At 61.5% G+C, this 22928-nt stretch carries 26 protein-coding genes; 11 read left to right on the top strand and 15 right to left on the bottom strand.

What is annotated here, in order from left to right:
- The first annotated feature begins 5 nt into the window (after positions 1 to 5).
- The 8 genes from hyi (at position 6) to ICY20_RS04985 (ending at position 9105) form a co-directional block, all read left to right on the top strand.
- Entirely contained in the window at positions 6 to 788 is a 783-nt protein-coding gene (gene hyi / locus ICY20_RS05020; protein WP_194937043.1) for a hydroxypyruvate isomerase, read from the top strand.
- Between the two features lie 144 nt (positions 789 to 932).
- Complete coding sequence (locus ICY20_RS05015) at positions 933 to 1823, top strand: 2-hydroxy-3-oxopropionate reductase (protein WP_159958245.1); 891 nt, start codon at positions 933 to 935, stop codon at positions 1821 to 1823.
- A gap of 181 nt (positions 1824 to 2004) precedes the next feature.
- Positions 2005 to 3285 carry a glycerate kinase type-2 family protein gene (locus tag ICY20_RS05010; RefSeq protein ID WP_159958243.1) on the top strand — a complete coding sequence of 427 codons (1281 nt, stop codon included), beginning with the start codon at positions 2005 to 2007 and terminating at the stop codon, positions 3283 to 3285.
- Positions 3275 to 4690, top strand: coding sequence for a pyruvate kinase (gene pyk / locus ICY20_RS05005; RefSeq protein WP_159958241.1), 1416 nt, complete (start codon positions 3275 to 3277; stop codon positions 4688 to 4690). Before ICY20_RS05010 ends, pyk begins: the two co-directional genes overlap by 11 nt.
- A gap of 138 nt (positions 4691 to 4828) precedes the next feature.
- Positions 4829 to 5692, top strand: a complete 864-nt coding sequence (locus ICY20_RS05000) for an urea transporter (protein ID WP_194937042.1) — start codon at positions 4829 to 4831, stop codon at positions 5690 to 5692.
- A gap of 31 nt (positions 5693 to 5723) precedes the next feature.
- Positions 5724 to 6548, top strand: coding sequence for an ion transporter (locus ICY20_RS04995; RefSeq protein WP_159958237.1), 825 nt, complete (start codon positions 5724 to 5726; stop codon positions 6546 to 6548).
- A gap of 96 nt (positions 6549 to 6644) precedes the next feature.
- Positions 6645 to 7649 (top strand): sulfate ABC transporter substrate-binding protein, encoded by a 1005-nt coding sequence (locus ICY20_RS04990; protein ID WP_033897617.1) that lies wholly within the window; start codon positions 6645 to 6647, stop codon positions 7647 to 7649.
- Between the two features lie 259 nt (positions 7650 to 7908).
- On the top strand, positions 7909 to 9105 hold the full coding sequence (locus tag ICY20_RS04985; protein ID WP_159958235.1) for an MFS transporter: 1197 nt from the start codon (positions 7909 to 7911) through the stop codon (positions 9103 to 9105).
- A gap of 6 nt (positions 9106 to 9111) precedes the next feature.
- Here the strand turns inward: ICY20_RS04985 and ICY20_RS04980 are convergent, their stop codons facing one another.
- The 13 genes from ICY20_RS04980 to ccmA form a co-directional block, all read right to left on the bottom strand.
- The gene (locus ICY20_RS04980; protein WP_159958233.1) at positions 9112 to 9516 is read right to left on the bottom strand and encodes a type II toxin-antitoxin system HicB family antitoxin; all 405 of its coding nucleotides are present in this window, start codon (positions 9514 to 9516) and stop codon (positions 9112 to 9114) included.
- A gap of 11 nt (positions 9517 to 9527) precedes the next feature.
- A complete protein-coding gene (locus ICY20_RS04975) occupies positions 9528 to 9716 on the bottom strand; it encodes a type II toxin-antitoxin system HicA family toxin (protein WP_026136468.1) in 189 nt (62 codons plus the stop codon).
- Positions 9717 to 9868: 152 nt separating this feature from the next.
- Entirely contained in the window at positions 9869 to 10435 is a 567-nt protein-coding gene (gene phnN, locus ICY20_RS04970) for a phosphonate metabolism protein/1,5-bisphosphokinase (PRPP-forming) PhnN (protein WP_194937041.1), read from the bottom strand.
- Between the two features lie 415 nt (positions 10436 to 10850).
- Positions 10851 to 11249, bottom strand: coding sequence for a hypothetical protein (locus tag ICY20_RS04965; protein WP_194937040.1), 399 nt, complete (start codon positions 11247 to 11249; stop codon positions 10851 to 10853).
- Between the two features lie 16 nt (positions 11250 to 11265).
- Positions 11266 to 12456: a c-type cytochrome biogenesis protein CcmI gene (gene ccmI, locus ICY20_RS04960; RefSeq protein ID WP_194937039.1), complete on the bottom strand. Its 1191-nt coding sequence runs from the start codon at positions 12454 to 12456 to the stop codon at positions 11266 to 11268.
- Positions 12449 to 12922 (bottom strand): cytochrome c-type biogenesis protein, encoded by a 474-nt coding sequence (locus ICY20_RS04955; RefSeq protein WP_194937038.1) that lies wholly within the window; start codon positions 12920 to 12922, stop codon positions 12449 to 12451. The genes ccmI and ICY20_RS04955 overlap by 8 nt, the downstream gene beginning before the upstream one ends.
- Positions 12919 to 13455, bottom strand: coding sequence for a DsbE family thiol:disulfide interchange protein (locus tag ICY20_RS04950; protein ID WP_159958221.1), 537 nt, complete (start codon positions 13453 to 13455; stop codon positions 12919 to 12921). The genes ICY20_RS04955 and ICY20_RS04950 overlap by 4 nt, the downstream gene beginning before the upstream one ends.
- Positions 13452 to 15440 carry a heme lyase CcmF/NrfE family subunit gene (locus ICY20_RS04945; RefSeq protein ID WP_159958219.1) on the bottom strand — a complete coding sequence of 663 codons (1989 nt, stop codon included), beginning with the start codon at positions 15438 to 15440 and terminating at the stop codon, positions 13452 to 13454. The genes ICY20_RS04950 and ICY20_RS04945 overlap by 4 nt, the downstream gene beginning before the upstream one ends.
- Positions 15441 to 15443: 3 nt before the next feature.
- Positions 15444 to 15899 (bottom strand): cytochrome c maturation protein CcmE, encoded by a 456-nt coding sequence (gene ccmE / locus ICY20_RS04940; RefSeq protein ID WP_159958217.1) that lies wholly within the window; start codon positions 15897 to 15899, stop codon positions 15444 to 15446.
- Positions 15896 to 16072: a heme exporter protein CcmD gene (gene ccmD / locus ICY20_RS04935; protein ID WP_003172771.1), complete on the bottom strand. Its 177-nt coding sequence runs from the start codon at positions 16070 to 16072 to the stop codon at positions 15896 to 15898. The genes ccmE and ccmD overlap by 4 nt, the downstream gene beginning before the upstream one ends.
- On the bottom strand, positions 16069 to 16824 hold the full coding sequence (locus ICY20_RS04930; RefSeq protein ID WP_159958215.1) for a heme ABC transporter permease: 756 nt from the start codon (positions 16822 to 16824) through the stop codon (positions 16069 to 16071). The genes ccmD and ICY20_RS04930 overlap by 4 nt, the downstream gene beginning before the upstream one ends.
- 83 nt (positions 16825 to 16907) lie before the next feature.
- A complete protein-coding gene (ccmB, locus tag ICY20_RS04925; RefSeq protein ID WP_159958213.1) occupies positions 16908 to 17576 on the bottom strand; it encodes a heme exporter protein CcmB in 669 nt (222 codons plus the stop codon).
- Entirely contained in the window at positions 17573 to 18208 is a 636-nt protein-coding gene (ccmA, locus tag ICY20_RS04920; RefSeq protein WP_159958211.1) for a cytochrome c biogenesis heme-transporting ATPase CcmA, read from the bottom strand. Before ccmA ends, ccmB begins: the two co-directional genes overlap by 4 nt.
- 200 nt (positions 18209 to 18408) lie before the next feature.
- Between ccmA and fliK the strand changes: the two genes are divergently transcribed.
- Together fliK and ICY20_RS04910 are read left to right on the top strand one after the other, a co-directional pair.
- Positions 18409 to 19986 (top strand): flagellar hook-length control protein FliK, encoded by a 1578-nt coding sequence (gene fliK, locus ICY20_RS04915; RefSeq protein ID WP_159958209.1) that lies wholly within the window; start codon positions 18409 to 18411, stop codon positions 19984 to 19986.
- Positions 19983 to 20312, top strand: coding sequence for an EscU/YscU/HrcU family type III secretion system export apparatus switch protein (locus ICY20_RS04910; protein ID WP_159958207.1), 330 nt, complete (start codon positions 19983 to 19985; stop codon positions 20310 to 20312). The genes fliK and ICY20_RS04910 overlap by 4 nt, the downstream gene beginning before the upstream one ends.
- Before the next feature lie 117 nt (positions 20313 to 20429).
- Here ICY20_RS04910 and ICY20_RS04905 read toward each other — a convergent pair whose 3' ends face one another.
- Both ICY20_RS04905 and moaB read right to left on the bottom strand, forming a co-directional pair.
- Positions 20430 to 21656, bottom strand: a complete 1227-nt coding sequence (locus ICY20_RS04905; RefSeq protein ID WP_159958205.1) for a molybdopterin molybdotransferase MoeA — start codon at positions 21654 to 21656, stop codon at positions 20430 to 20432.
- Complete coding sequence (gene moaB, locus ICY20_RS04900) at positions 21640 to 22179, bottom strand: molybdenum cofactor biosynthesis protein B (RefSeq protein ID WP_056857153.1); 540 nt, start codon at positions 22177 to 22179, stop codon at positions 21640 to 21642. Before moaB ends, ICY20_RS04905 begins: the two co-directional genes overlap by 17 nt.
- Positions 22180 to 22255: 76 nt before the next feature.
- Here moaB and mobA point away from each other — a divergent pair, with 76 nt between their 5' ends.
- The gene (mobA, locus tag ICY20_RS04895) at positions 22256 to 22858 is read left to right on the top strand and encodes a molybdenum cofactor guanylyltransferase MobA (RefSeq protein ID WP_159958203.1); all 603 of its coding nucleotides are present in this window, start codon (positions 22256 to 22258) and stop codon (positions 22856 to 22858) included.
- Positions 22859 to 22928 lie beyond the last annotated feature (70 nt).

The following is a 22928-nucleotide window of genomic DNA, read 5'->3' as shown; positions in this document are numbered from 1 at the left end:
ACCTTATGCCGCGTTTTGCCGCCAACCTGTCGATGCTGTTTACCGAGCAGGACTTTCTCGCGCGCTTTAAAGCAGCTGCCGATGCGGGCTTTGAAGGTGTCGAGTATCTGTTCCCGTATGAGTTCAGCTCAGCCGAAATCAAGGCCCACCTGGACGCCAACGGCCTGACCCAAGTGCTGTTCAACCTGCCGGCCGGTGACTGGGCCAAGGGCGAACGCGGCCTGGCGTGCCACCCGGACCGGGTCGAGGAGTTCCGGGCCGGGGTCAAGCTGGCGATCGCCTATGCACAAGTGCTGGGTAACACCCAGATCAACTGCCTGGCAGGGATTCGCCCGCAAGGTGTAGACGATCAAGTCCTGGAAGACACCTTCGTCGCCAACCTCAAGTACGCGGCCGACAAGCTGCAAGCCGCGGGCATCAAGCTGGTGATGGAGATGATCAACACCCGCGACATCCCGGGTTTCTACCTGAACAACACCGCGCAAGCCCTGTCGATTCGCGAGCAGGTGGGCAGCGCCAATCTGTTCCTGCAATACGACATCTATCACATGCAAATCATGGAGGGCGATTTGGCCCGCACCATGGCCGCGCACTTGGGTGAGATCAACCACATTCAGTTGGCGGACAACCCTGGGCGCAATGAGCCGGGGACCGGCGAGATCAACTATCGGTTCCTGTTCGAGCATCTGGACCGCATTGGTTACCAGGGTTGGGTGGGTTGCGAATACAAACCGCTGACCACCACCGAAGCCGGCCTTGGCTGGCTCAAAACCCACAACGCCATCTAACAAACACACCACCAAACCCATGTGGGAGGGGGCTTGCCCCCGATGGCGGCGAACCAGTCAATACACATTCGCCTGACACACCGCTATCGGGGGCAAGCCCCCTCCCACAGGGGTCCTGGGGTGCACTGACAAGAGGAATTTCTCATGGCTAAAATCGGATTTATCGGCACCGGCATCATGGGCCAACCCATGGCCGCCAACCTGCAAAAAGCAGGTCACCAACTGTTTCTCTCCGAACACCATGGCAAGGCCCCACAAGCCCTGATCGATGCGGGCGCCATCGCCCTGGCCAGCCCGCAGCAAGTGGCCCAGGAAGCCGAGTTCATCATCGTCATGGTGCCGGACACCCCACAGGTCGACGACGTGCTTTTCCGTGCCGACGGCGTGGCCGCTGGCCTGTCGCCAAACAAAGTCGTGATTGACATGAGCTCGATCTCCCCAACCGCCACCAAAGCCTTCGCGGCCAAGATCAACGAGACCGGCGCGCAGTACCTCGACGCGCCCGTGTCCGGCGGTGAAGTCGGTGCCAAAGCCGGCACCCTGAGCATCATGATCGGCGGCGAGCCACACACCTTTGAACGCGCCCTGCCGCTGTTCCAGGCGATGGGCAAGAACATCACCCTGGTGGGCGGCAATGGTGACGGCCAGACCGCCAAGGTGGCCAACCAGATCATCGTGGCGCTGAACATCCAGGCGGTGGCTGAAGCGCTGCTGTTCGCCTCCAAGAACGGCGCTGACCCGGCCAAAGTGCGTGAAGCGCTGATGGGTGGGTTTGCTTCGTCGAAGATTCTGGAAGTGCATGGCGAACGCATGATCAAGGGCACCTTTGATCCGGGTTTCCGTATCAACCTGCACCAGAAGGATTTGAACCTGGCGCTGGCCGGTGCCAAGGAGCTGGGGATCAACTTGCCGAACACTGCAGGTACACAGCAGGTGTTCAGTACTTGCACGGCGATTGGGGGTGGCAACTGGGACCACTCGGCGCTGATCAAAGGGTTGGAGCATATGGCCAACTTCTCGATTCGCGACAAATAACCCCTGATCTGAAATGCGATCAAATGTGGGAGGGGGCTTGCCCCCGATTGCAGTGGGTCAGCTAAGTAATTGGCAACTGACACACCGCTATCGGGGGCAAGCCCCCTCTCACAGTTTGATTGCATTTCAATGCCTGCCATTGCTGCACCTCTAATAACAAAAAATCCCCGGGAGCCCGCTTATGTCGGTCGATCCGCAACACCTGCTTCGTGAGCTGTTTGCCACAGCCATCGACGCCGCCCACCCCCGGCAAATCCTTGAACCCTACCTGCCCGCCGACCGCAGCGGCCGTGTGATCGTGATCGGCGCCGGCAAGGCTGCGGCTGCCATGGCCCTCGTCGTCGAAAACTGCTGGCAAGGTGAAGTCACCGGCCTGGTGGTCACCCGCTACGGCCACGGCGCGCCCTGCAAGAAAATCGAAGTGGTCGAAGCCGCCCACCCCGTGCCCGACGCTGCTGGCCTGGCCGTGGCCAAGCGCGTGCTGGCACTGATCAGTAACCTGGGCGAAGACGACCGCGTGATCTTCCTGCTCTCCGGCGGCGGTTCGGCCCTGCTGGCCCTACCGGCCGAAGGCATCACCCTGGCCGATAAGCAAACTATCAACAAAGCCTTGCTCAAGTCCGGCGCCACCATTGGCGAGATGAATTGCGTACGCAAGCATCTGTCGGCGATCAAGGGCGGCCGGCTGGCCAAGGCCGCATGGCCAGCCACGGTGTACACCTATGCGATTTCCGATGTGCCGGGCGACCAGGCCACGGTGATTGCCTCCGGCCCAACCGTCGGCGACCCGAGCACCTCGACCCAAGCGCTGGCGATCCTCAAACGCTACAACATCGACGCCCCGGCTTCGGTGCGCAGTTGGTTGCAAAACCCCGCCTCGGAAACCATCAAGCCCGGCGACCCGGTGCTCGCCCGCAGCCACTTCCAATTGATCGCCCGGCCCCAGCAATCCCTTGAAGCCGTGGCGGTAAAAGTGCGCCAGGCCGGGTTCAGCCCGTTGATCCTCGGTGACCTCGAAGGCGAAGCACGGGACGTGGCCAAAGTGCACGCCGGTATCGCCCGGCAAATCGTGCAGCACGGCCAGCCGCTGGCGGCGCCGTGCGTGATCCTGTCCGGCGGCGAAACCACCGTCACCGTGCGCGGCAATGGCCGTGGCGGTCGCAACGCCGAGTTTCTGTTGAGCCTCACCGACAGCCTCAAAGGCCTGCCCGGCGTGTATGCCCTGGCCGGTGACACCGACGGCATCGACGGCTCGGAAGACAACGCCGGCGCGATCATGACCCCGTGCAGTTATTCGCGTGCCGAAGCCCTCGGCCTGTCGGCCAGCGATGAGCTGGACAACAACAACGGCTACGGCTATTTCGCCGCCCTCGACGGGTTGATCGTCACCGAGCCGACGCGCACCAACGTCAACGATTTTCGCGCCATTCTGATTCTTGGGAACCCGCCACATGACGCCTGACAAAAAGGTCAAAATCCTCGCCACCCTGGGGCCTGCCACCGACGGTATCGATGACATCCGCGAGCTGGTGGAAGCCGGGGTGAATATCTTCCGGCTCAATTTCAGCCACGGCGACCATGCCGACCACGCCCAGCGCTACCAGTGGATTCGCCAGGTCGAGCGCCAGCTTAACTACCCACTGGGCATCCTCATGGACCTGCAAGGGCCGAAGCTGCGTGTGGGGCGATTTGCCGAGGGCAAGGTGCAACTGGTGCGCGGCCAGGCATTGCGCCTGGACCTCGACGAGACGCCGGGCGATGAACGCCGGGTCAACCTGCCCCACCCAGAAATCATCGCCGCACTTGAACCCGGCATGGACCTGCTGCTGGACGACGGCAAGCTGCGCCTACGGGTGATCACCAAGCACACCGATGCCATCGACACCACCGTGCTCAACGGCGGCGAACTGTCGGACCGCAAAGGTGTGAACGTCCCACAAGCGTTGTTGGAACTGAGCCCATTGACCGCCAAGGATCGGCGCGACTTGAGCTTTGGCCTGGAGCTGGGGGTGGACTGGGTGGCGCTGTCGTTCGTGCAGCGCCCGGAAGACATCCGCGAAGCCCGCGAACTGATCGGCGACAAGGCATTTTTGATGGCCAAGATCGAGAAGCCATCCGCTGTGCAGCGCCTGCGGGAAATCGCTGAGCTGAGCGACGCGATCATGGTTGCCAGAGGGGACTTGGGCGTTGAAGTGCCGGCCGAGAGCGTGCCGCAAATCCAGAAAGACATCATCAGCACCTGCCGCGAGCTGGGTAAGCCGGTGGTGGTGGCCACGCAGATGCTTGAGTCGATGCGCTTCTCCCCCGCGCCAACTCGAGCGGAAGTCACTGATGTAGCCAATGCCGTCGCTGAAGGCGCGGATGCAGTGATGCTATCGGCCGAAACCGCGTCCGGCGAGTATCCGCTGGAAGCCGTGCAGATGATGAGCAAGATCATCCGCCAAGTGGAAAACGGCCCGGACTACCAAACCCAGCTGGACGTGAGCCGGCCCAAGGCGGACGCCACGGTGTCGGACGCCATCAGCTGCGCGATCCGCCGTATCAGCAGCATCCTGCCGGTGGCGGTGCTGGTGAACTACAGCGAGTCGGGCAGCTCCAGCCTGCGGGCGGCGCGGGAACGGCCGGTGGCGCCGATTCTCAACCTTACGCCGAACCTGTCCACGGCACGGCGCTTGAGCGTGGCGTGGGGCGTGCACTCGGTAGTCAACGACCGACTGCGTCAGGTGGATGAGGTGTGCTCCACCGCCTTGGAGATTGCCCAGGCACAAGGCATGGCGCAGCGCGGGGATACGTTGGTGATTACCGCGGGGGTGCCGTTTGGGCAGCCGGGGTCGACCAATTCGCTGCGCATAGAGACGTTGATTTAGCGTCTGTCAGGGCCTCATCGGGGGCAAGCCCCCTCCCACATTTTGACTGCGTTCACGTAAGTAAATCTGTGAACCCAATCAAGTGTGGGAGGTGGCTTGCCTGCGATAAGGGCAACTCGGTCTAACTGACTAACCACCATGCACAACCCAACCTGCCCCGACTGGGCCGAAGCCCTGCTCAACGGCTTCAGCCAGATTTTCCTCCAGCGTAACCCGCTGTGCGGCCTGCTGTGCCTATTGGCCATCCTGATCGGCGCCCCGGCCTTGTTCGCAGGGGCACTGCTGGGTGGCGTCGCGGGTTTGCTCACGGCCCAGCGCCGAGGCTATCCCAAGGCCGAGCGCCAGGCTGGCCTGTATAGCTACAACGGCGTGTTGCTGGGCTTGTTGATCAGCCAGCATTTCGCCTGGTCGGCTTTGTTGCCCCCGCTGATCCTGGCGTGCGGTGGCCTGGCGGCGATGCTGACGCGGCAATGGTTGAAACATGCGACCCTGCCCGCCTACACCGCACCCTTTGTCGGCCTCGGCTGGTTGCTCTTGGTCAGCGTGCCAGAGAGCACCGTTGTCTTGAGCGAACCAAACAGCCTGCCCGTCCTCGCCGCGCCCCTCACCGGCCTTGCACAGATCATGTTGCTGGATCAGCCCTTGGCTGGAGTGTTGATTGCCCTTGGCCTGTGGCTCGCCAATCGGCGCGCTGCCATCTGGGCACTGGTTGGCGCCAGCGTTGGTGTACTGATCGGCCTACTGTTAGGCGAACCCACCAGCGCCCTACTCGGCCTGCACAGTTACAACCCGGCGTTGGCCGCATTGGCCCTAAGCCACACACGTCGCCAACCCTGGCTGCCACTGCTCGGCATCCTGCTGGCGATCATCCTTACGTCAGGCTTCGCCGCCCTGCACCTGCCTGCGCTGACCGCCCCGTTTATCCTTGCCTGCTGGTTGGTGCACGCCGGCTGCCGAACCCTCAGGAATCGCCGCATGGACAGCCCCTTCGAATCCCCCTAGGCTTGCTCGATATCAGTTTCAGGCGGGATTTATGGACAGCAACAACGACTGGCGCCAGCGGCTCTACGTCATGATTTTCCAGACCGACACCAACGCAGGAAGACGCTTTGACGGCATCCTGCTGTTGATCATCCTCGCCAGCCTGGTGATCGTGATGCTCGACAGCATCGACGAGGTGCACCAGAACTACGCCGATGTGCTGGCGTACATCGAGTGGGGCTTTACCATTATCTTTGCCATCGAGTACGGCTTACGCCTGTACTGCTCGCCCAAGCCGTTGCGCTATGCCTTCAGCTTTTATGGGCTGGTGGACTTGCTGGCCATCGTGCCCGGCATCCTGGCGCTGTATTACAGCGATGCGCAGTACCTGTTAATCATCCGCATCATCCGCATGCTGCGCATCTTCCGTGTGCTCAAGCTCAGCCCGTACCTCAAGCAGGCTAACTACCTGATGGCGGCGCTGCGGGGCAGCAAGCAGAAGATCGTGGTGTTTTTGGTGAGCGTGTGCACCCTGGTGACGGTGTTCGGCACCTTGATGTACGTGATTGAAGGCCCGGAACACGGCTTTACCAGCATCCCCAAGGGCATCTATTGGGCCATCGTGACCCTGACCACCGTGGGCTTCGGCGATATCGTGCCGAAGACGCCGCTGGGCCAGGTGATTTCGTCACTGGTGATGATCACCGGTTATTCGATCATCGCCGTGCCCACCGGCATTTTCACCGCGGAACTGGCCAGCGCCATGCGCGGTGAACAGCTGCAACATGACTGCCCGGTGTGCAAGAAAAACACCCACGAGCCCAACGCGGCGTTCTGCTCACGTTGCGGCAACGGGCTTTTTAAGAAAGTGGAATAAGCAAAGTTCTTTTTAATCTTTAAGCGACTATGCGGCCCCGGCTATAGTCGCTGGCATTGTGCCTCACACCAATTCTCGAACAACAAGGAATGAGCAGTGAAAAAACTCGTTAGCGCCTCTCTCCTGGCCGCCGGCCTTGCCCTGGCGGGCGCCGTGCAGGCTGCCCCCGTCACACTGCTCAACGTCTCCTACGACGTGATGCGCGATTTCTACAAGGACTACAACGCCGCCTTCCAGAAACACTGGGAAGCCGAGCACCCGAACGACAAGCTGACCTTACAAATGTCCTTCGGTGGCTCCAGCAAACAAGCGCGCTCGGTGATCGACGGCCTGCCGGCTGACGTGATCACCATGAACATGGCCACCGACATCAATGCCTTGGTGGACAACGGCAAACTGGTGCCGGACAACTGGGTTACGCGCCTGCCCAACAACAGCGCACCCTTCACCTCCGCCACTGTGTTTATCGTGCGCAAAGGCAACCCAAAAGCCCTGAAAGACTGGCCGGACTTGCTCAAAGATGGCGTGCAAGTGATCGTGCCCAACCCGAAAACCTCGGGTAACGGCCGCTACACCTACCTGTCGGCCTGGGGCTATGTGCTCAAGAACGGCGGCGACGAAAACAAGGCCAAGGCCTTTGTCGGCAAGCTGTTCAAACAAGCGCCAGTGCTGGACACCGGTGGCCGTGCCGCTACCACCACGTTCATGACCAACCAGATTGGCGACGTACTGGTGACCTTTGAGAACGAGGCGGAAATGATCGCCCGTGAATTCGGCCGTGATCAGTTCGAAGTGATTTACCCAAGCGTTTCCGCCGAGGCTGAGCCGCCGGTGTCGGTGGTCGACAAAGTGGTCGAGAAGAAAGGCACCCGCGTGGCGGCTGAAGACTACTTGAAGTACCTGTGGTCGCCCGAAGGCCAGGAAATCGCTGCCAACAACTACCTGCGCCCACGTGACCCGAAGGTGCTGGCCAAGTACACCGACCGTTTCCCGAAAGTCGACTTTTTATCGGTAGAGAAGACCTTTGGTGACTGGCGTACCGTGCAGAAGACTCACTTCAATGATGGAGGGGTGTTTGACCAGATCTACAGCGGTCAATAACTGACCCGAAAAACGCAGCAACCTTTGTGGGAGGGGGCTTGCCCCCGATTGCGGTGCATCAGTTGGAGTATCCTTCACTGACCCACTGCAATCGGGGGCAAGCCCCCTCCCACATTGTTTTGTGTAGCAGATTGGAAGATTGCAGTTGTTTCTGAATGTATCATTGCCAGGCATGAGTGTTATCACTGCCAACGGCCTACCCGAGTCACGCTCATGGTTTTAGGCTCGCTGCACTTTCTTCCGCTTCTATGAGAACACCATGAACGCAACTTCCCACGCTACAAGCACCATGACCCGGAGCATGGTGATGCTGTTTGCGTTTTGCTGCGGCGCAATCGTCGCCAACATCTACTACGCGCAGCCGATCATCGAACTGATCGCGCCCGACATCGGCCTGACGCCGGCCATGGCCAGCCTGATCGTCTCGTTGACGCAAATCGGCTACGCCCTGGGCCTGTTCTTCCTGGTGCCCCTGGGTGACTTGCTGGAAAACCGCAAGCTGATGATCGCCACCACCGTACTGGCCATTGCCAGCCTATTGGGCGCGGCCTTCACTGAGCAGCCGAACCTGTTCTTGCTGGTGTCGTTATTGATCGGTTTCAGCTCGGTGTCGGTGCAAATCCTGATCCCATTGGCGGCGCACCTGGCCCCGGCTGAATCCCGTGGCCGTGTGGTGGGCAGCATCATGGGTGGCCTGTTGCTGGGCATCTTGCTGGCGCGGCCGGTGTCCAGCGTGGTGGCGGATCACTTCGGCTGGCGAGCGATGTTCATGGCGGCAGCCGGGTTGATGGCGTTTATCAGCGTGGTGCTGTTGATCACCATTCCCAAGCGCCAGCCGGATCACAGCGCCAGCTATGGCCAACTGCTGCGCTCCCTCGGCACCTTGCTGCGCAGCCAGCCGATACTGCGTCAACGGGCGTTTTACCAAGGCTGCATGTTCGCGACTTTCAGTCTGTTCTGGACCGCCGCCCCGCTGGAGCTGGCGCGTAACCACGGCCTGAGCCAAAGCGAGATTGCACTGTTTGCCCTGGTGGGCGCCCTGGGCGCCATCGCCGCCCCCCTCGCCGGTCGCCTGGCCGATGCCGGCCACACCCACCGCGCCTCGCTGCTGGCCATGCTGTTTGGTGCCTTGAGCTTCCTGCCGGCGTTCGTGCACCCGTTGTACAGCGTGATCGGCCTGGCCGTCACCGGCGTAGTGCTGGACTTCTGCGTGCAGATGAACATGGTGCTGGGCCAACGTGCCATCTACGCCCTCGACGCCAACAGCCGCAGCCGCCTGAATGCGCTGTACATGACCAGTATCTTCATCGGCGGCGCGTTCGGTTCGGCGATTGCCAGCAGCGTGTACGAACACGGCGGCTGGCTGGGCGTGATGCTGGTGGGCAGTGCATTCCCGCTGGTGGCGCTGCTGCGCTTTTTGAGTGCTTCGCGCGAGCCTTCGGTGGCGACTGCCTGATCAGCCTCAGGAACGAACCAACTTCTCCAACGCCGCATCCGCCAGAAATGACGAGCGGCTTTTGACCTTGTGCTCCCGCACATAGCGGTCGATACGCTGGATGACATAACCGGGCAAGGTCACATTGACCTTCTCGGTCTTGCCCAGATAGGGCGAGATGTCCAACTCCAACATCCCCCAGCCCATACCGGCGTAATCTTCGTTTTCGTGATGATGGGCGACCGAGGTAGGCATCGGAATCGGCCCACCCTCAGCGGCAATCTCTTGCAGCATGATGTGCGCAACCTCTACTGCGGCGTTGTACGCCTCTTCAAAACTGTCGCCAGCGGTCACTGCGCCCGGAATATCGGGGATCTGGATACCGGTGGCGATGAAGTCGTCGCCCCATTCGATACAGATTGGGTATTGCATGAATGCTCTCCTTAAAACTCAAACAAGCCGGCACGTTTCCTGATGCTTCTGACGGTGCCTAGAGGCAGATCCTTTTTGGGATGGGGCACCGGGATCGTGTACGGGTTGTATCGATGAGTAAAAATATGATGACTGCCCGTGACCCGATCCAACACCCAGCCTGCCTCTTGCAGTTCCTTGATCAATAACCTGCTTTGCACCGCAGCCTCCTTGGCTTGGCCTGAATAAAAATAACCCTAGAGTTATCTTTACTCAAGCACAAAATACGCAATGCTGACTGACGGCTGTTTTACTGGATATTGAAAGTGGAGCTGTTCGACGGGGCATTTGCATACACAGCGGGTTCGTCGTCTCAGGCTAAGACGCCAGGATCCAGGCAGCACAGTAGGCGCTCGACTGTATGTTCCAACGGGCCAGAGTTATCCAATACGAACAAACCGGTGCAGTTGCCGGCAATGAGTTCGCAGGTAAACCGCGCATTGCGCGCCAATCGATCTTCGATATCAGCCAACGTTTCCCGCCCGCGTGCGATCAAGCGTTGACGCAACACCGCCTGGTCAACCGTCAGCAGCAACACCCGTAAGGCCGGATAACGCGCACGCGCGTGCGCCAGGTGCGCGCGGGAGCCGTTAACCAGCACGTCGTCCCCCGCAGCGAGCCAATCATCAATCTCGCGAGGGATACCGTAGGACAACCCATTCGCCTGCCAACTGAGGGCAAACGCACCCTCCGCGCACATCGCTGCGAACTGTTCCGGGCTCACACCTTGCGCCGCCTCACCAACCGCCTCCGCCGAGCGCGTGATGACGCGGCGCACGATGCGGCAGCCGCGCTCGGCCAAGCGTGGGCGCGCAGCATCCAGCAGGCTGTCCTTGCCCGAGCCGGACGGCCCGATGAGATAGATCAATCTGCCTGCCATCAAAACACTCTCTTCATTTCTGGCCACACTTGTAGCACCCGCGGCAACCCATCGCCATCCGCGATAACAGCGCCTCGTCACTCAAATCGATCACACGTTCGAGTTTCAGCACACAAATCAGGATTCATCCTACTGACCGACGTTGATCCATTACTCATTATGTCTAACGAGTTGCGCGCAGATAGGCATACCCCTGCCGGGTTTCCATCCCCCGGTCGTCTCATCTGCGCGCGACTCGTTCTTTCCCAAGTCCTGGCGGTGAATGATATCTCCTGTGGGAGCTGGCTTGCCTGCGATAGCGATGGGTCAGCTAGCCAATTCGTAGCTGACACACAGCTATCGCAGGCAAGCCAGCTCCCACATCAGTTTGTTTTTCAAGCCGAAAAAAAGGCGACCTTACAAAGGTCGCCTTTTGTTATTGCGCGTACTTTTTACTCAACCCCGGTGGCACACCCTGCACGTTGGTGTCTTCCCACGGCCCATTCGGGCTGATGGAGCGGCTCCAGCCGTTGCTCCAGCGGTAGTAGGTGCGCTGGCGGTAGAAGGTATCGGGCTGGTCATCCAGCACGTAAACCTTCATGTTGCCGTCCCAATGGCTGGCGGCACCCGGCGGCGGCGCGAAGGTGGGCGACGACGTCGGCACGGTTTTTTTCGGCGCCGGGGTTACCGGGCCGGAGGGTTTGGTGCTGGGCTGGGTCGACGGCCCTGACGGCGGGATGGTCGGGCCGGTGGGCGCAGGAGGTGGCCGGTGGACCGCACAAGCGCTCAGGCCCAATACCAGGCTGAGCAGGGTGATGCGTGCAAATGCGGTCATGGGCGTTTCCTCAAAATTACTTATCCGGACTGTCGATAGTCAGCTGTTGCAAGGCAGTTGTAGTACTGGCCAAGGGTTGGCTGCGGCCGATCCACTCGCCAGCGGTCGGAAGACCTGCTCGGGATATGCGCGCAACGAGTTGGACTTCGGGGAAGTTCGACAGTTTCAACTGGGGCATCATCGCGTCGGCATCGCCCAGCTCAACCGTAACCGGCAAATCGGCGACCGTGACACGCTTGGCCGCCAGAGGCGCCGGCGGGCCGGAGACGGCGCGGGCAAAGATGAATACGCTGTCGGCCGGCAGGGATTTGGCCTTCACGTCAGCCGACAAATCCACGCGCACTTTAAGAACGGCCTTAGGCGCTTGGGCGACAGTACCACCGCTTTCTTTGAGTTTCTCAGCGGCCCGGTCGATGCCACCTTGCAGTGCTGCACGGGAGCTATCTTGCGGCGGCAGTTGAGCCAGCAGACGGTTCCAGTAATCGATCGCTTCCTGATAGCGCTGGCCTTCAAACGCGGCGATGCCCAGCAGCCCGAGGCTGGTGACTTCTTTCGGGTCCTGCTTCAAGGCCTCGTCGGTCAAGGCCTGGACCTTGGACGACCACTGTTTGTTATCGGCAAAGTACTGGGCCTGGGCCCACTGGCCGAGCAATTCCGGTTGGCGACCGGCCAGGGCCACGGTGCGTTCGAAGACCTTGGCTGCATCGGCAGAACGGCCTTGGGCCATGTAGGCGCGCCCCAGGAAGTACAAGCCTTCGGCAGAGTCTGGCTGGGCGGCGGCGGCGCGCTCCAGGCGGTGGGTCATGTCTTCGATGGACACGGGCGGCTGGGAGAACTCGCGGGTCAACTCGACCTTATCGCTGGCACCATAATGCAGATACAGCGCCACGCCCAATACAGGCACAAGGATCGCAGCGAACAACGGCAGCGGTTTGCCCAGACGCGACTCGCGGGGTTTTTCCACACCTTCGGTGTCGGCGAGCAATTCGCGGGCGGCTTCGGCGCGACCGGTGTCGAGTTGGGCGGCATTGAGCACACCTTCGTCCTGCTGCACTTGCAACTCGGCAACGCGCTCTTGGTACAGCGCCACGTTTAACGCGGTGCGGTCCTCTTCACGCTGGGCACGACGGCCGCGCATTACGGGGATCAACAGGAAACTCAGGGCAATCAGGAGCAGCAAGCCGGCTGCGAGCCAAAAATCAATCATCAGTCTTGGTGTCCAGCAATTGGTCGAGGCGTTTGCGCTCGTCAGGGGATAGCGCGTCTGAACCATCGGTAGGCGCTGCACGGCGGCGGCGCACGATCACGGCCATCACCACGACACCGGTCAACAACAACCCGGCAGGGCCAAACCACAGCAGCGCAGTCTTGCCGGTGAGCGCGGGTTTGTAGCGCACGAAATCACCGTAGCGGTCGACCATGAAGTCGATGATCTGCTGATTGTCCTTGCCCTCCCCCAGCATGCGGAAAATCTCTCGGCGCAAGTCTGTGGCAATGGGCGCGTTGGAGTCGGCGATGTCCTGGTTCTGGCACTTGGGGCAGCGCAGTTCCTTGGTCAGTTCGCGAAAGCGCTCGCGGTCACCGTCGTTGGCAAATTCGTAGGTGTCGATGGCCGCGTGGGCGACGCCCGCCAACCCCAGCGCCAACACAGCGGCGGCTAACAAGCGCTTCATGGCTTGGCCTCATCGACCAGCGCCTGGTACTTGGCGGCCAGTTGCTCGCGCCACACCACTTCGTCGATCACGCCGACGTACTTGTCGCGGATCACACCCTTGGCGTCGATGAAGAAGGTTTCCGGCGCGCCGTACACACCGAGGTTGAGGCCGAGGTTGCCGTCTTCATCGCGGATATCCAACTGGTACGGGTTATGGAACTCCGCCAGCCACTTCAAGGCGGCAGCATTGTCGTCCTTGTAGTTGATGCCGTAGATCACCACGCCCTTCTCGGCGAGTTTGTTGAGTACCGGGTGCTCGACGCGGCAGGAGATGCACCAGGTGCCCCACACGTTGACCAGCGCCGGTTTGCCCAGCAGGTCAGCTTGGGTCAGGGTTTTATCGCCCTGCACTGTTGGCAGGCTGAACGCCGGGAACGGTTTGCCGATCATGGCCGACGGCAGCTCGGACGGGTCCAGGTAGAGGCCCCGATACAAGATCACCGCGCCCAGCAAAAATACAATCAGAGGGATCGCCATCAACCACCGCTTCATACCGCAGCTCCCTGCATGCCGAGGGCTTCACGCACCCGGCTCTTGACCTTGACCCTGTACCGGCGGTCCAACGCGGCAAGCAACCCACCAAACCCGGTGAGCAAGCCGCCGAACCAGATCCAGCGCACAAACGGTTTCACATGCACCCGCACCGCCCAGGCGCCCTCGCCCAACGGTTCACCCAGCGCCACATAAAGGTCACGGGTGAAACCTGCGTCGATGCCGGCTTCGGTCATCATCGAGCTTTGCACGGTGTACAGGCGTTTTTCCGGGTGCAGTACGGCCACTTGCTTGCCGTTACGCACGACGCGCACCGTGCCTTTGTCGGACGTGAAGTTCGGCCCCTCAAAGTGCTTGGCGCCTTCAAAAATAAACTGGTAACCGGCCAGGTCCATGGACTCGCCCGGCGCCAGGCGCAGGTCACGCTCGGCGCTGTTCTGGCTGGACAACACCACGCCCAGCGCGCACACAGCGATGCCGATATGGGCGATCTGCATGCCCCAATAGCTGCGGGTCAACGTCGGCAAACCCTTGATCAAACCTTTGTGACGGGTCTTGTCGACGATATCGCGCACACCGGCCAGCAACACCCAGGCCGCCAGCAGGAAGGTGGCCAGCACCGCCCAGTTGAAATCGCCGTAAGCGAACCCGGCGATCACCGCCAGCGCCACGCTGCCCAGCAAGACCGGCATCAACATGCCCGCCAGCCATTTCACCGGGGTGTCTTTCCAGCGCACCAATACGCCGACCGCCATTACCACCATCAACAGGCCCATCAACGGAATAAACAGCGCGTTGAAGTACGGCGGGCCGACGGACAGCTTGGCGCCGCTCAGGGCATCCAATACCAACGGGTACAGCGTGCCGAGCAGGATCATCGAGGCGGCCACCACCAACACCAGGTTATTGCCCAGCAGCAGGGTTTCCCGCGACCACAGGTTGAAGCCGACCTGGCTCTTGACCACCGGTGCGCGCAGGGCGAACAGGGTCAAGGAACCGCCAACCACACACAACAGGAAGATCAGGATGAACACGCCCCGCGCCGGGTCGGACGCAAACGCGTGCACCGACGTCAATACGCCCGAACGCACCAGGAACGTACCCAACAGGCTGAGGGAAAACGCCGCAATCGCCAGCAGCACGGTCCAGCTTTTGAACACGCCACGTTTTTCAGTAACCGCCAGCGAGTGAATCAGCGCCGTGCCCACCAGCCAAGGCATGAAGGAAGCGTTTTCCACCGGGTCCCAGAACCACCAGCCGCCCCAGCCAAGTTCGTAGTAGGCCCACCACGAACCGAGGGTGATGCCAATGCCGAGGAAGGCCCAGGCGACGATGGTCCAGGGCCGCGACCAACGTGCCCAGGCAGCGTCGAGACGCCCCCCGAGCAACGCGGCGATGGCAAACGCGAAGGCCACCGAGAAACCGACGTACCCCATGTAGAGCATCGGCGGGTGCACGATCAGGCCGATGTCTTGCAGCAAGGGGTTGAGGTCATGCCCGTTCGCCGGGATCTGCGGCAGGATGCGCGTGAACGGGTTGGAGGTCATGATCAAAAACAGCAGGAACCCGATGCTGATCATGCCCATCACCGCCAGCACCCGCGCCAGCATCACTTGCGGCAGTTGGCGCGAGAACACCGACACGGCAAAGGTCCAGCCGCCGAGGATCAACGCCCACAGCAGCAACGACCCTTCGTGGGCGCCCCACACGGCGCTGAACTTGTAGTACCAAGGCAGCGCGCTATTAGAGTTATTGGCCACATACGCGACAGAAAAGTCGTCAGTCATAAAGGCGTAGGTCAGGCAGCCGAAGGCAAACAACAGGAACGCAAATTGGCCCCAGGCCGCCGGCTGCGCCAGGCTCATCCACAGGCGGTCACCGCGCCAGGCACCGAGCAGCGGCACCACGGCTTGCACAACGGCAAAACACAGGGCGAGGATCATCGCCAAGTGGCCGAGCTCTGGAATAAACAGTGCAGACGTCATCACTCAACCCTCCTTGGCGGGCGTGGGTGCGGACTGGCCGCTGTCTTTCAGGGCTTTGGTGACTTCGGGCGGCATGTATTTCTCATCGTGCTTGGCCAGCACTTCATCGGCCACCACCACGCCTTGAGCGTTGAGCTTGCCCAGGGCGACGATGCCCTGGCCTTCGCGGAACAGGTCCGGGAGGATGCCGCGATAACTGATGGTCACGGACTTGCTGAAGTCGGTGACCACGAAGGTCACGTCGAGGGAGTCGCCAGAACGTTTGAGCGAGCCCTGTTCCACCATGCCGCCGGCGCGGATGCGCGTATCGATGGGCGCTTCGCCATTGGCGATCTGGGTCGGGGTGTAGAACAGGTTGATGTTCTGCTGCAGGGCGCTCAAGGCCAGGGCCACGGCAATGCCGACGCCGGCCAGGATGGCAAGGATGATCAACAGACGCTTTCTACGCAGCGGATTCACTTTTCGGTCTCCCGGCGCAGACGACGCGCCTCTTGTTGCAGGTAACGCTTGCGGGCCAGGATCGGCGCGGCGACGTTGAGGGCCAGCACCGCCAGGCAGATGCCATAGGCCGTCCAGACGTAAAGGCCGTGATGGCCCATGGCGAGAAAATCACTGAACGAAGCAAAACTCATGCGCGCGCCCCCAGGCTGCTTTGAACTTCAGCCTTGACCCAACTGGTGCGGGCTTCACGCTTGAGCACTTCAAGGCGCATGCGCATCAGCAGCACCGCGCCGAAGAAGCAGTAGAACCCCAGCACCATCAGCAGCAGCGGCGCCCACATTTCCACGGGCATGGCCGGTTTTTCGGTGAGGGTGAAGGTGGCGCCCTGGTGCAGGGTGTTCCACCACTCCACCGAGTACTTGATGATCGGGATATTGATCACGCCAACAATCGCCAGCACCGCACAGGCCTTGGCGGCGCTGTCACGATTACTGATAGCGTTGCCCAGTGCAATGAGACCGAAGTACAGGAACAACAGGATCAACATGGACGTTAGTCGCGCATCCCACACCCACCACGAGCCCCAGGTCGGCTTGCCCCAGATCGCGCCGGTAACCAGCGCCACGGCGGTCATCCACGCGCCGATGGGCGCGGCGCATTGCAGGGCGACGTCGGCCAGCTTCATCTTCCACACCAGGCCGACGATGCCGCACACGGCCAGCATCACGTAGCAGGACTGGGCCAGCATCGCGGCGGGTACGTGGATATAAATGATGCGAAAGCTGTTGCCTTGCTGGTAGTCCGGCGGCGCGAAAGCCAGCCCCCAGACCAGGCCGATGCCGATCAGCAATACGGCAGCGATGCTCAACCACGGCAGCAGCTTGCCGCTGATACCGTAGAACCATTTGGGCGAGCCGAGCTTGTGAAACCAGGTCCAGTTCATTGCTGTTTCCATCACGGTTGCGGCTTGTCTGTGCAAGCAGCTTAGGGTCTTTACTGGCTGAGACAACGCTCAGCCAGACCTCATTATTCGCCGACGCTGATCTTCAGGCCGGCCGCTATAGCAAAAGGTGTCAGGGTTACCGCCAGGGCGGTCAGGCTACCAAGCCACAAGAGGTAACCGGTCGCCGGCATGCCCATGAGCGCGGCTTGCAACGCACCGCTGCCCAGGATCAACACCGGGATATACAAAGGCAGAATCAACAGCGCCAGCAACAGGCCGCCGCGCTTCAAACCGACGGTCAACGCCGCGCCCACTGCGCCCAACAGGCTGAGCACCGGCGTGCCGAGCAACAGGCTCAGCAGCAGAATCGGCAGGCACTCGGTGGGCAAGCCGAGCATCATCGCCATCAGCGGCGAGAGCAAGACTAGCGCCAAGCCGGAAAAAGCCCAGTGTGCCAGCACCTTTGCCAAGACCAGTAGTGGCAAAGGGTGCGACGAAAGGACCCACTGTTCCAGGGAACCGTCTTCAAAATCACTGCGAAACAGCCCGTCCAGCGAGAGCAGAACCGATAAAAGCGCCGCCACCCACACCAGTCCCGGAGACAAGGTTTGCAACAGTTTAGTCTCAGGGCCGACCGCCAACGGGAACAGTGCAATCACGATGGCAAAGAATACCAACGGGTTGGCCAGTTCGGCCGGGCGACGGCACAACAGCCGCGCTTCGCGGGCGACCAGCAGGGCAAACACACTCATGCTGACCACCGGCCAAGGTCGAGGTCGCGGTAACCGGCGGGCATCCGATTGAGGGTGTGATGGGTGGTGAGCACCACCAGCCCGCCCTGCTCGCAGTGCTGTGCCAGGTGTGCTTCCAACTGAGCGACGCCTTGTTTATCGAGGGCAGTGAACGGCTCATCGAGAATCCACAACGGCGGGCCCGGCAAATACAAACGCGCCAACGCCACGCGGCGCTGCTGGCCGGCGGACAAGGTATGACAAGGAACGTCTTCAAAACCCTTGAGGCCCACAGCGGCCAAGGCCTGCCAGATGGCGTCGCGGGAAGCAGGATGATGCAGGGCGCTGAGCCAGCTGAGGTTTTCTTCGGCGGTGAGCACGTCCTTGATGCCAGCGGCGTGGCCGATCCAGATCAGGTTGCGCGCCAGCTCAGTGCGTTGTTCGTTCAGCGGCTTGCCGTTGAGCCGAACCTCACCAGCCGTCGGCTGCATCAAGCCAGCCAGCAGGCGCAGCAAACTGGTCTTGCCGCTGCCGTTGGGGCCACTGACCTGCACCATATCGCCGCCCGTCAGCCGCAGTTCGAGGTGTTCGAACAGCAGGCGCAGGTCGCGTTCACAGGAGAGCGCTACGGCTTCAAGAAGAGGGCTGGTCAAAAGATCGCGGGCCTTTACGGTTCAAGTCGGCGGTGCAGCGGCCGTTAAAGAAAGATGCACAATAACGGCTTTGGCGACCGATTTTAGAGAGCTGGATCAAATAGTTGTGAGGTTTTCAGCGCTCTCTTTGCAGACGGGCGGCATTATACATGCGATGCCCTACTCTAAAGAGGGCAATTTCCTTCAAGACGGCGTAGACGATGACCGGCGAGATCAACCTTCCTGTGCTCCCACCTGCCCCGACCAGCGGGGCGGCGACCGCGCCTGCGGCCGGTGAGTTGTTGAAACTGCTGGAGCCGCAGATCGGCTTGATCACGCCGGGTAAAACCGTTAACGCCGAGGTGATCGCCCTCAAGCAAGGCGGTGAAGCCTTTCAGTTGTTGCTCAAGCTGACCCTGGAGGGTGGTCGCCAGACGCTGGTGCAGGCCAGCAGTACGCAACCTTTGCCGTTGGGCAGCAATGTGGCGGTGAGCCAGACGCCGGCGGGCAACCTGACCTTGAGCTTGCAGCAGGCGATCAGCGCCAATGTGGCGGCCCTAACCCGCATCGACACTGCCAAGCTGCCCGTCGGCACGCTGTTGCAGGCCAAGGTGCTGACCACCCAAATGCTGCCCCAAGGCACGGCGCAGCCGGCGATCTACCGTTCGCTGGTGACTGTGCTCAATAACGCCTTGGCGGGTTCAACGTTGACGCTGGAAAGCCCACAGCCGCTGCGGGTTGGAAGTTTGCTCAGCGCCGTCGTACAGAACGCGCAGACGCTGAATTTTGTTCCGCTCAGCGGGCTGAAGGATCAACTGGCCGTCACCCAGCAACTCTCGACCCAGCAAAGTCGCCAGGGCTCGCTGGATGCGGTCTTCACTGCCCTGCAAAACCTGCCGCGCAATGAAAGCACCTCTGCCGAACTGCGCAGCGCCGCCGACCGCTTACTGGCAGCCTTGCCCGATCTGGCTCAGGTCAGTAACCCCAAGGTGCTGGCGCAGGTGGTGCAAAACAGCGGCGCCTTTCTAGAAGCCAAACTGCTCGCTGGGCAGAACCCGGGGGTGCCACCGCTGGATATGAAAGGCGCCCTGCTGCGCCTGGTGGCCGACTTGCTGCCTGCCTTACCCGCCAGCACCAACCTCAATGCAATCCTCGCGGCGAATACGTTGGCCCAAGTCATGCCCAACTTCGTGCGCAGCCCGCTCAATACACTTGGCCAGGTCAGCGCCCGCCAGTCCCCCGCGGGCTTTCCGCTGCCTGAACGGCTGATGGCGAAATTGGAAGGCGAAGGTGACCTGGAAAACCTCCTGCGCCTGGCTGCCGCCGCCATCTCGCGCTTGCAGAGCCATCAACTGTCGAGCCTGGAACAAACCGGCACCACCGCCGATGGCCGCCTGCAAACCACCTGGCAATTGGAAATCCCCCTGCGCACCTTGCAGGACATCGTGCCGCTGCAGGTCAAGTTCCAACGCGAAGAGCCGGCGCCGGACAAAGACCAGCCCGAACGCAAAGACAAGAAGGACGCCAAACAGATGCTCTGGCGCGTAGAGCTGGCTTTCGACATGGAGCCGCTCGGGCCGTTGCAGGTTCAGGCGCAATTGAGTCAGGGCAAGCTGTCGAGCCAGTTGTGGGCGACACGCGCCTTTACCGCGAGCTTGATTGAAAGCCACCTGGGTCATTTGCGCGAACGCCTGGTGACTTCGGGCATTAACGTCGGCGACCTCGATTGCCACGTCGGCACCCCGCCACGCGGGCCGAAAACCGGATTGGAGCAACGCTGGGTGGATGAAACGGCATGAAAGACACAAGCCCACCGCGCCAGGCGATTGCGCTCAAATATGACGGCCAGCAAGCGCCCACTTTGACGGCCAAAGGCGACGATGCGCTCGCCGAAGCGATTCTGAAATTGGCGCGGGAAAACGAAGTGCCGATCTATGAGAATGCCGAGCTGGTAAAGCTGCTGGCACGCATGGAGTTGGGGGACAGTATTCCCGAAGAGCTGTACCGCACCGTCGCCGAGATCATCGCGTTTGCCTGGACGTTGAAAGGTAAGTTCCCGGTGGGGTATGACCCGGATGCGGGGCCGGTGGAGCGGGATGTGACGGAGCGTGGGGATGACTACTGAATAGACATAGAACTAATGTGGGAGGGGGCTTGCCCCCGATGAGGGAGTGTCAGTTGAAACATCTGTGACTGACACACCCTCATCGGGGGCAAGCCCCCTCCCACAGGGGATGTGTGTTTAGTTCAAGACTTCACTGAGGGGGATGAAGTTGACGGTATCCCCCATCGTCAGCGTCGTCCCTTCCAATACCTCAACAAACCCTTCAGCCCACGCCGCGCTGCGCAGCACGCCGGAGCTTTGATTGCGGTAAATAATCGCCTTGCCCTGTTCGATACGCCCACGCAGGTACTCGCGGCGGTTGCCCGGCTTGGGCCACTCGAACCCCACCGGCACTTCGAAACGCAGCGGCGCTACATCGGCAACACCTTGGCGGCGCAGTAGATAAGGCCGCGCCAGCAACGCAAAGGTCACCAGCGTCGAGGCCGGGTTGCCCGGCAGGCCGATCACCGGCACGCCACGAAAATGCCCGAAGGTCAGCGGCTTGCCGGGTTTGATCGCGAGTTTCCACAGCGCCAGTTCGCCCTCTTCGCGCAGGGCGATACCGAGGAAGTCAGCCTCGCCCACCGACACACCGCCGGTGGAGAGAATCAGGTCAACCGCATTCAACCCCGCCAATCGCGTGCGGGTCTGTTCCAGGTCATCGGGCAGGATGCCAGCGTCGATGACTTCACACCCCATGCGCGTGAGCCACGAACACAGCACGCGACGGTTGCTGTTGTAGATCTGCCCAGGGCCCAGCGGCAGGCCCGGTTCGATCAGCTCATCGCCGGTGGACAGCACAGCAACGCGCGGGCGGCGGATGACGGCCAACTGGTCAACACCCAGGGACGCGGCAAGCCCCAGCTCAATCGGCCCCAAGCGTGTGCCTGTGGTCAAGACCAACTCACCGACAGTCGTCTCTTGGCCTTGCGGGCGGATGTTCTGATTAAGCTGCAACGACTCGGTGAAGCTCACGCGCTCGTCGGGATGAACGATGGCGTTTTCCTGCATTTCTACGCAGTCGGCGCCTTCAGGCACGGGCGCGCCAGTGAAAATTCGGGCGCAGGTGCCAGCGGCCAAGGGCTCGGGCGCCTGGCCGGCAAAGATACGTTGGCTGACCACCAGCGGTTCGCCGTTCCAGTCCGCAAGGCGCAGGGCATAACCGTCCATGGCGCTGTTGGGCCACGGCGGCAGGTCGAGGGTGGAGACCAGGTCTTGCGCCAATACACGGCCGTCACAATCCGCCAGGGCCAAGGTTTGCTGCTCGCGGATCGGCGCGGCTTCGGCCATGTCCAGCAGCTGTTTCAGCGCTTGCTCTACCGGGATCAAGGTGCCGGTCTTGCCCGGCTTACCCACGGGATTCACAAGGCTCGGCCTGCTTGAGGTGCGGCACGAAGTTGCACGGGCGATGGCGGTTGTCCAACTGCTCGGCGAGGATGCCGTCCCAACCGGTGCGCACCGCGTTGGTGGAACCCGGCAGGCAGCACACCAACGTGCCATTGGCCAAACCGGCCAAGGCGCGCGATTGCACGGTGGAGGTGCCGATATCAGCCACGGAGATCTGGCGGAACAATTCGCCAAAGCCGTCGACTTGCTTGTCGAGCAGGCAGCTCACGGCTTCGGGGGTGCTGTCGCGGCCGGTGAAGCCGGTGCCGCCGGTGATCAGCACCACTTGCACCACGTCTTCGGCGATCCAGTGGGCGACTTGGGCGCGGATTTTGTAAAGGTCGTCCTTGAGCAACACGCGCTCGGCCAGGTTATGCCCGGCGGCGGTGAGGCGATCGACGAAGACCTGGCCCGAGGTGTCGGTGTCCAGGGTGCGGGTGTCGCTGACGGTCAGTACAGCAATGTTCAGGGGTACGAAGGGCGCATCAGCCTTGGCTTTCATGGCACGGTCCGGTTGTCGAAGAAACAGGCCGGTGTTATATCACAGGGCCCTATTTGCCTGCCGCAGCGGAACCGCCATGTCTCTCGATTCTTCAGCCCTGCCCTGTTCGATCCTGCTGCTGGCCGGAGGGCGCGGCCAACGCATGGGCGGCCAGGATAAAGGCTTGCTCGACTGGCAGGGCGAGCCCCTGATTGCCCATTTGCAGCGCCTGGTCCGGCCACTCACGGATGACTTGATCATTTCGTGCAACCGCAATCATGAACGCTACGGCGCGTATGCCGACCAAGTGGTGAGCGACGACAGCCCGGACTTCCCCGGCCCGCTCGCCGGCATCCGTGCGGGATTGGCCGTCGCACGCCACACGCATATGCTGATCTTGCCGTGCGATGTGCCGCAAATAGATGCCGGTTTGTTAACCGAGTTACGTGCGACCGCGCAACGCAACCCGCTGCTGCCCGTAATGGTGCGCCACGGTGAATTCTGGGAACCCTTGATCTGTGTCATCCCCACCGGCCTGCAAACTGCGGTAGAACAGGCCTGGGACGCCGGTGAACGCAGCCCACGCAAGATTCTTCTGCAATTGGGTGGCGTGGGCCTGGAATGCCCGGCGGATGACCCGCGCCTGGCCAACCTGAATACACCCGAGCTGTTGCTCCCGAGGTCGGGCGTGTCAGAATGAACCTCGCACCCGGAACTTTGTCGACGCCGCGCGCGTCACAAGGTCAGCATTTCAAAAGAATTCTTTCGGA

Origin of the sequence: Pseudomonas pisciculturae (genome assembly GCF_015461805.1) — a bacterium.
GTDB classification, from domain to species: Bacteria; Pseudomonadota; Gammaproteobacteria; order Pseudomonadales; family Pseudomonadaceae; genus Aquipseudomonas; species Aquipseudomonas pisciculturae.
Note: the sequence above shows the minus strand (reverse complement) of the source record. Positions and strands in the feature narration are given on the sequence as shown.

What these genes read in the sequence shown, in the direction of transcription:
- ICY20_RS04965 (WP_194937040.1), bottom strand. Translation starts at nt 11,249, where the DNA reads ATGACCGCATTTGCACGCATCACCCTGCTCAGCCTGGTATTGGGCCTG.
- phnN (WP_194937041.1), bottom strand. Translation starts at nt 10,435, where the DNA reads ATGGCAGGCAGATTGATCTATCTCATCGGGCCGTCCGGCTCGGGCAAG.
- hyi (WP_194937043.1), top strand. Translation starts at nt 6, where the DNA reads ATGCCGCGTTTTGCCGCCAACCTGTCGATGCTGTTTACCGAGCAGGAC.
- ccmI (WP_194937039.1), bottom strand. Translation starts at nt 12,456, where the DNA reads ATGATTGATTTTTGGCTCGCAGCCGGCTTGCTGCTCCTGATTGCCCTG.
- ICY20_RS04955 (WP_194937038.1), bottom strand. Translation starts at nt 12,922, where the DNA reads ATGAAGCGCTTGTTAGCCGCCGCTGTGTTGGCGCTGGGGTTGGCGGGC.
- ICY20_RS04945 (WP_159958219.1), bottom strand. Translation starts at nt 15,440, where the DNA reads ATGACGTCTGCACTGTTTATTCCAGAGCTCGGCCACTTGGCGATGATC.
- ICY20_RS04930 (WP_159958215.1), bottom strand. Translation starts at nt 16,824, where the DNA reads ATGAACTGGACCTGGTTTCACAAGCTCGGCTCGCCCAAATGGTTCTAC.
- mobA (WP_159958203.1), top strand. Translation starts at nt 22,256, where the DNA reads ATGTCTCTCGATTCTTCAGCCCTGCCCTGTTCGATCCTGCTGCTGGCC.
- ICY20_RS05000 (WP_194937042.1), top strand. Translation starts at nt 4,829, where the DNA reads ATGCACAACCCAACCTGCCCCGACTGGGCCGAAGCCCTGCTCAACGGC.
- pyk (WP_159958241.1), top strand. Translation starts at nt 3,275, where the DNA reads ATGACGCCTGACAAAAAGGTCAAAATCCTCGCCACCCTGGGGCCTGCC.
- ICY20_RS05015 (WP_159958245.1), top strand. Translation starts at nt 933, where the DNA reads ATGGCTAAAATCGGATTTATCGGCACCGGCATCATGGGCCAACCCATG.
- ICY20_RS04950 (WP_159958221.1), bottom strand. Translation starts at nt 13,455, where the DNA reads ATGAAGCGGTGGTTGATGGCGATCCCTCTGATTGTATTTTTGCTGGGC.
- ICY20_RS04980 (WP_159958233.1), bottom strand. Translation starts at nt 9,516, where the DNA reads ATGCAATACCCAATCTGTATCGAATGGGGCGACGACTTCATCGCCACC.
- ICY20_RS04985 (WP_159958235.1), top strand. Translation starts at nt 7,909, where the DNA reads ATGAACGCAACTTCCCACGCTACAAGCACCATGACCCGGAGCATGGTG.
- moaB (WP_056857153.1), bottom strand. Translation starts at nt 22,179, where the DNA reads ATGAAAGCCAAGGCTGATGCGCCCTTCGTACCCCTGAACATTGCTGTA.
- ccmD (WP_003172771.1), bottom strand. Translation starts at nt 16,072, where the DNA reads ATGAGTTTTGCTTCGTTCAGTGATTTTCTCGCCATGGGCCATCACGGC.
- fliK (WP_159958209.1), top strand. Translation starts at nt 18,409, where the DNA reads ATGACCGGCGAGATCAACCTTCCTGTGCTCCCACCTGCCCCGACCAGC.
- ICY20_RS04910 (WP_159958207.1), top strand. Translation starts at nt 19,983, where the DNA reads ATGAAAGACACAAGCCCACCGCGCCAGGCGATTGCGCTCAAATATGAC.
- ICY20_RS04995 (WP_159958237.1), top strand. Translation starts at nt 5,724, where the DNA reads ATGGACAGCAACAACGACTGGCGCCAGCGGCTCTACGTCATGATTTTC.
- ICY20_RS05010 (WP_159958243.1), top strand. Translation starts at nt 2,005, where the DNA reads ATGTCGGTCGATCCGCAACACCTGCTTCGTGAGCTGTTTGCCACAGCC.
- ccmB (WP_159958213.1), bottom strand. Translation starts at nt 17,576, where the DNA reads ATGAGTGTGTTTGCCCTGCTGGTCGCCCGCGAAGCGCGGCTGTTGTGC.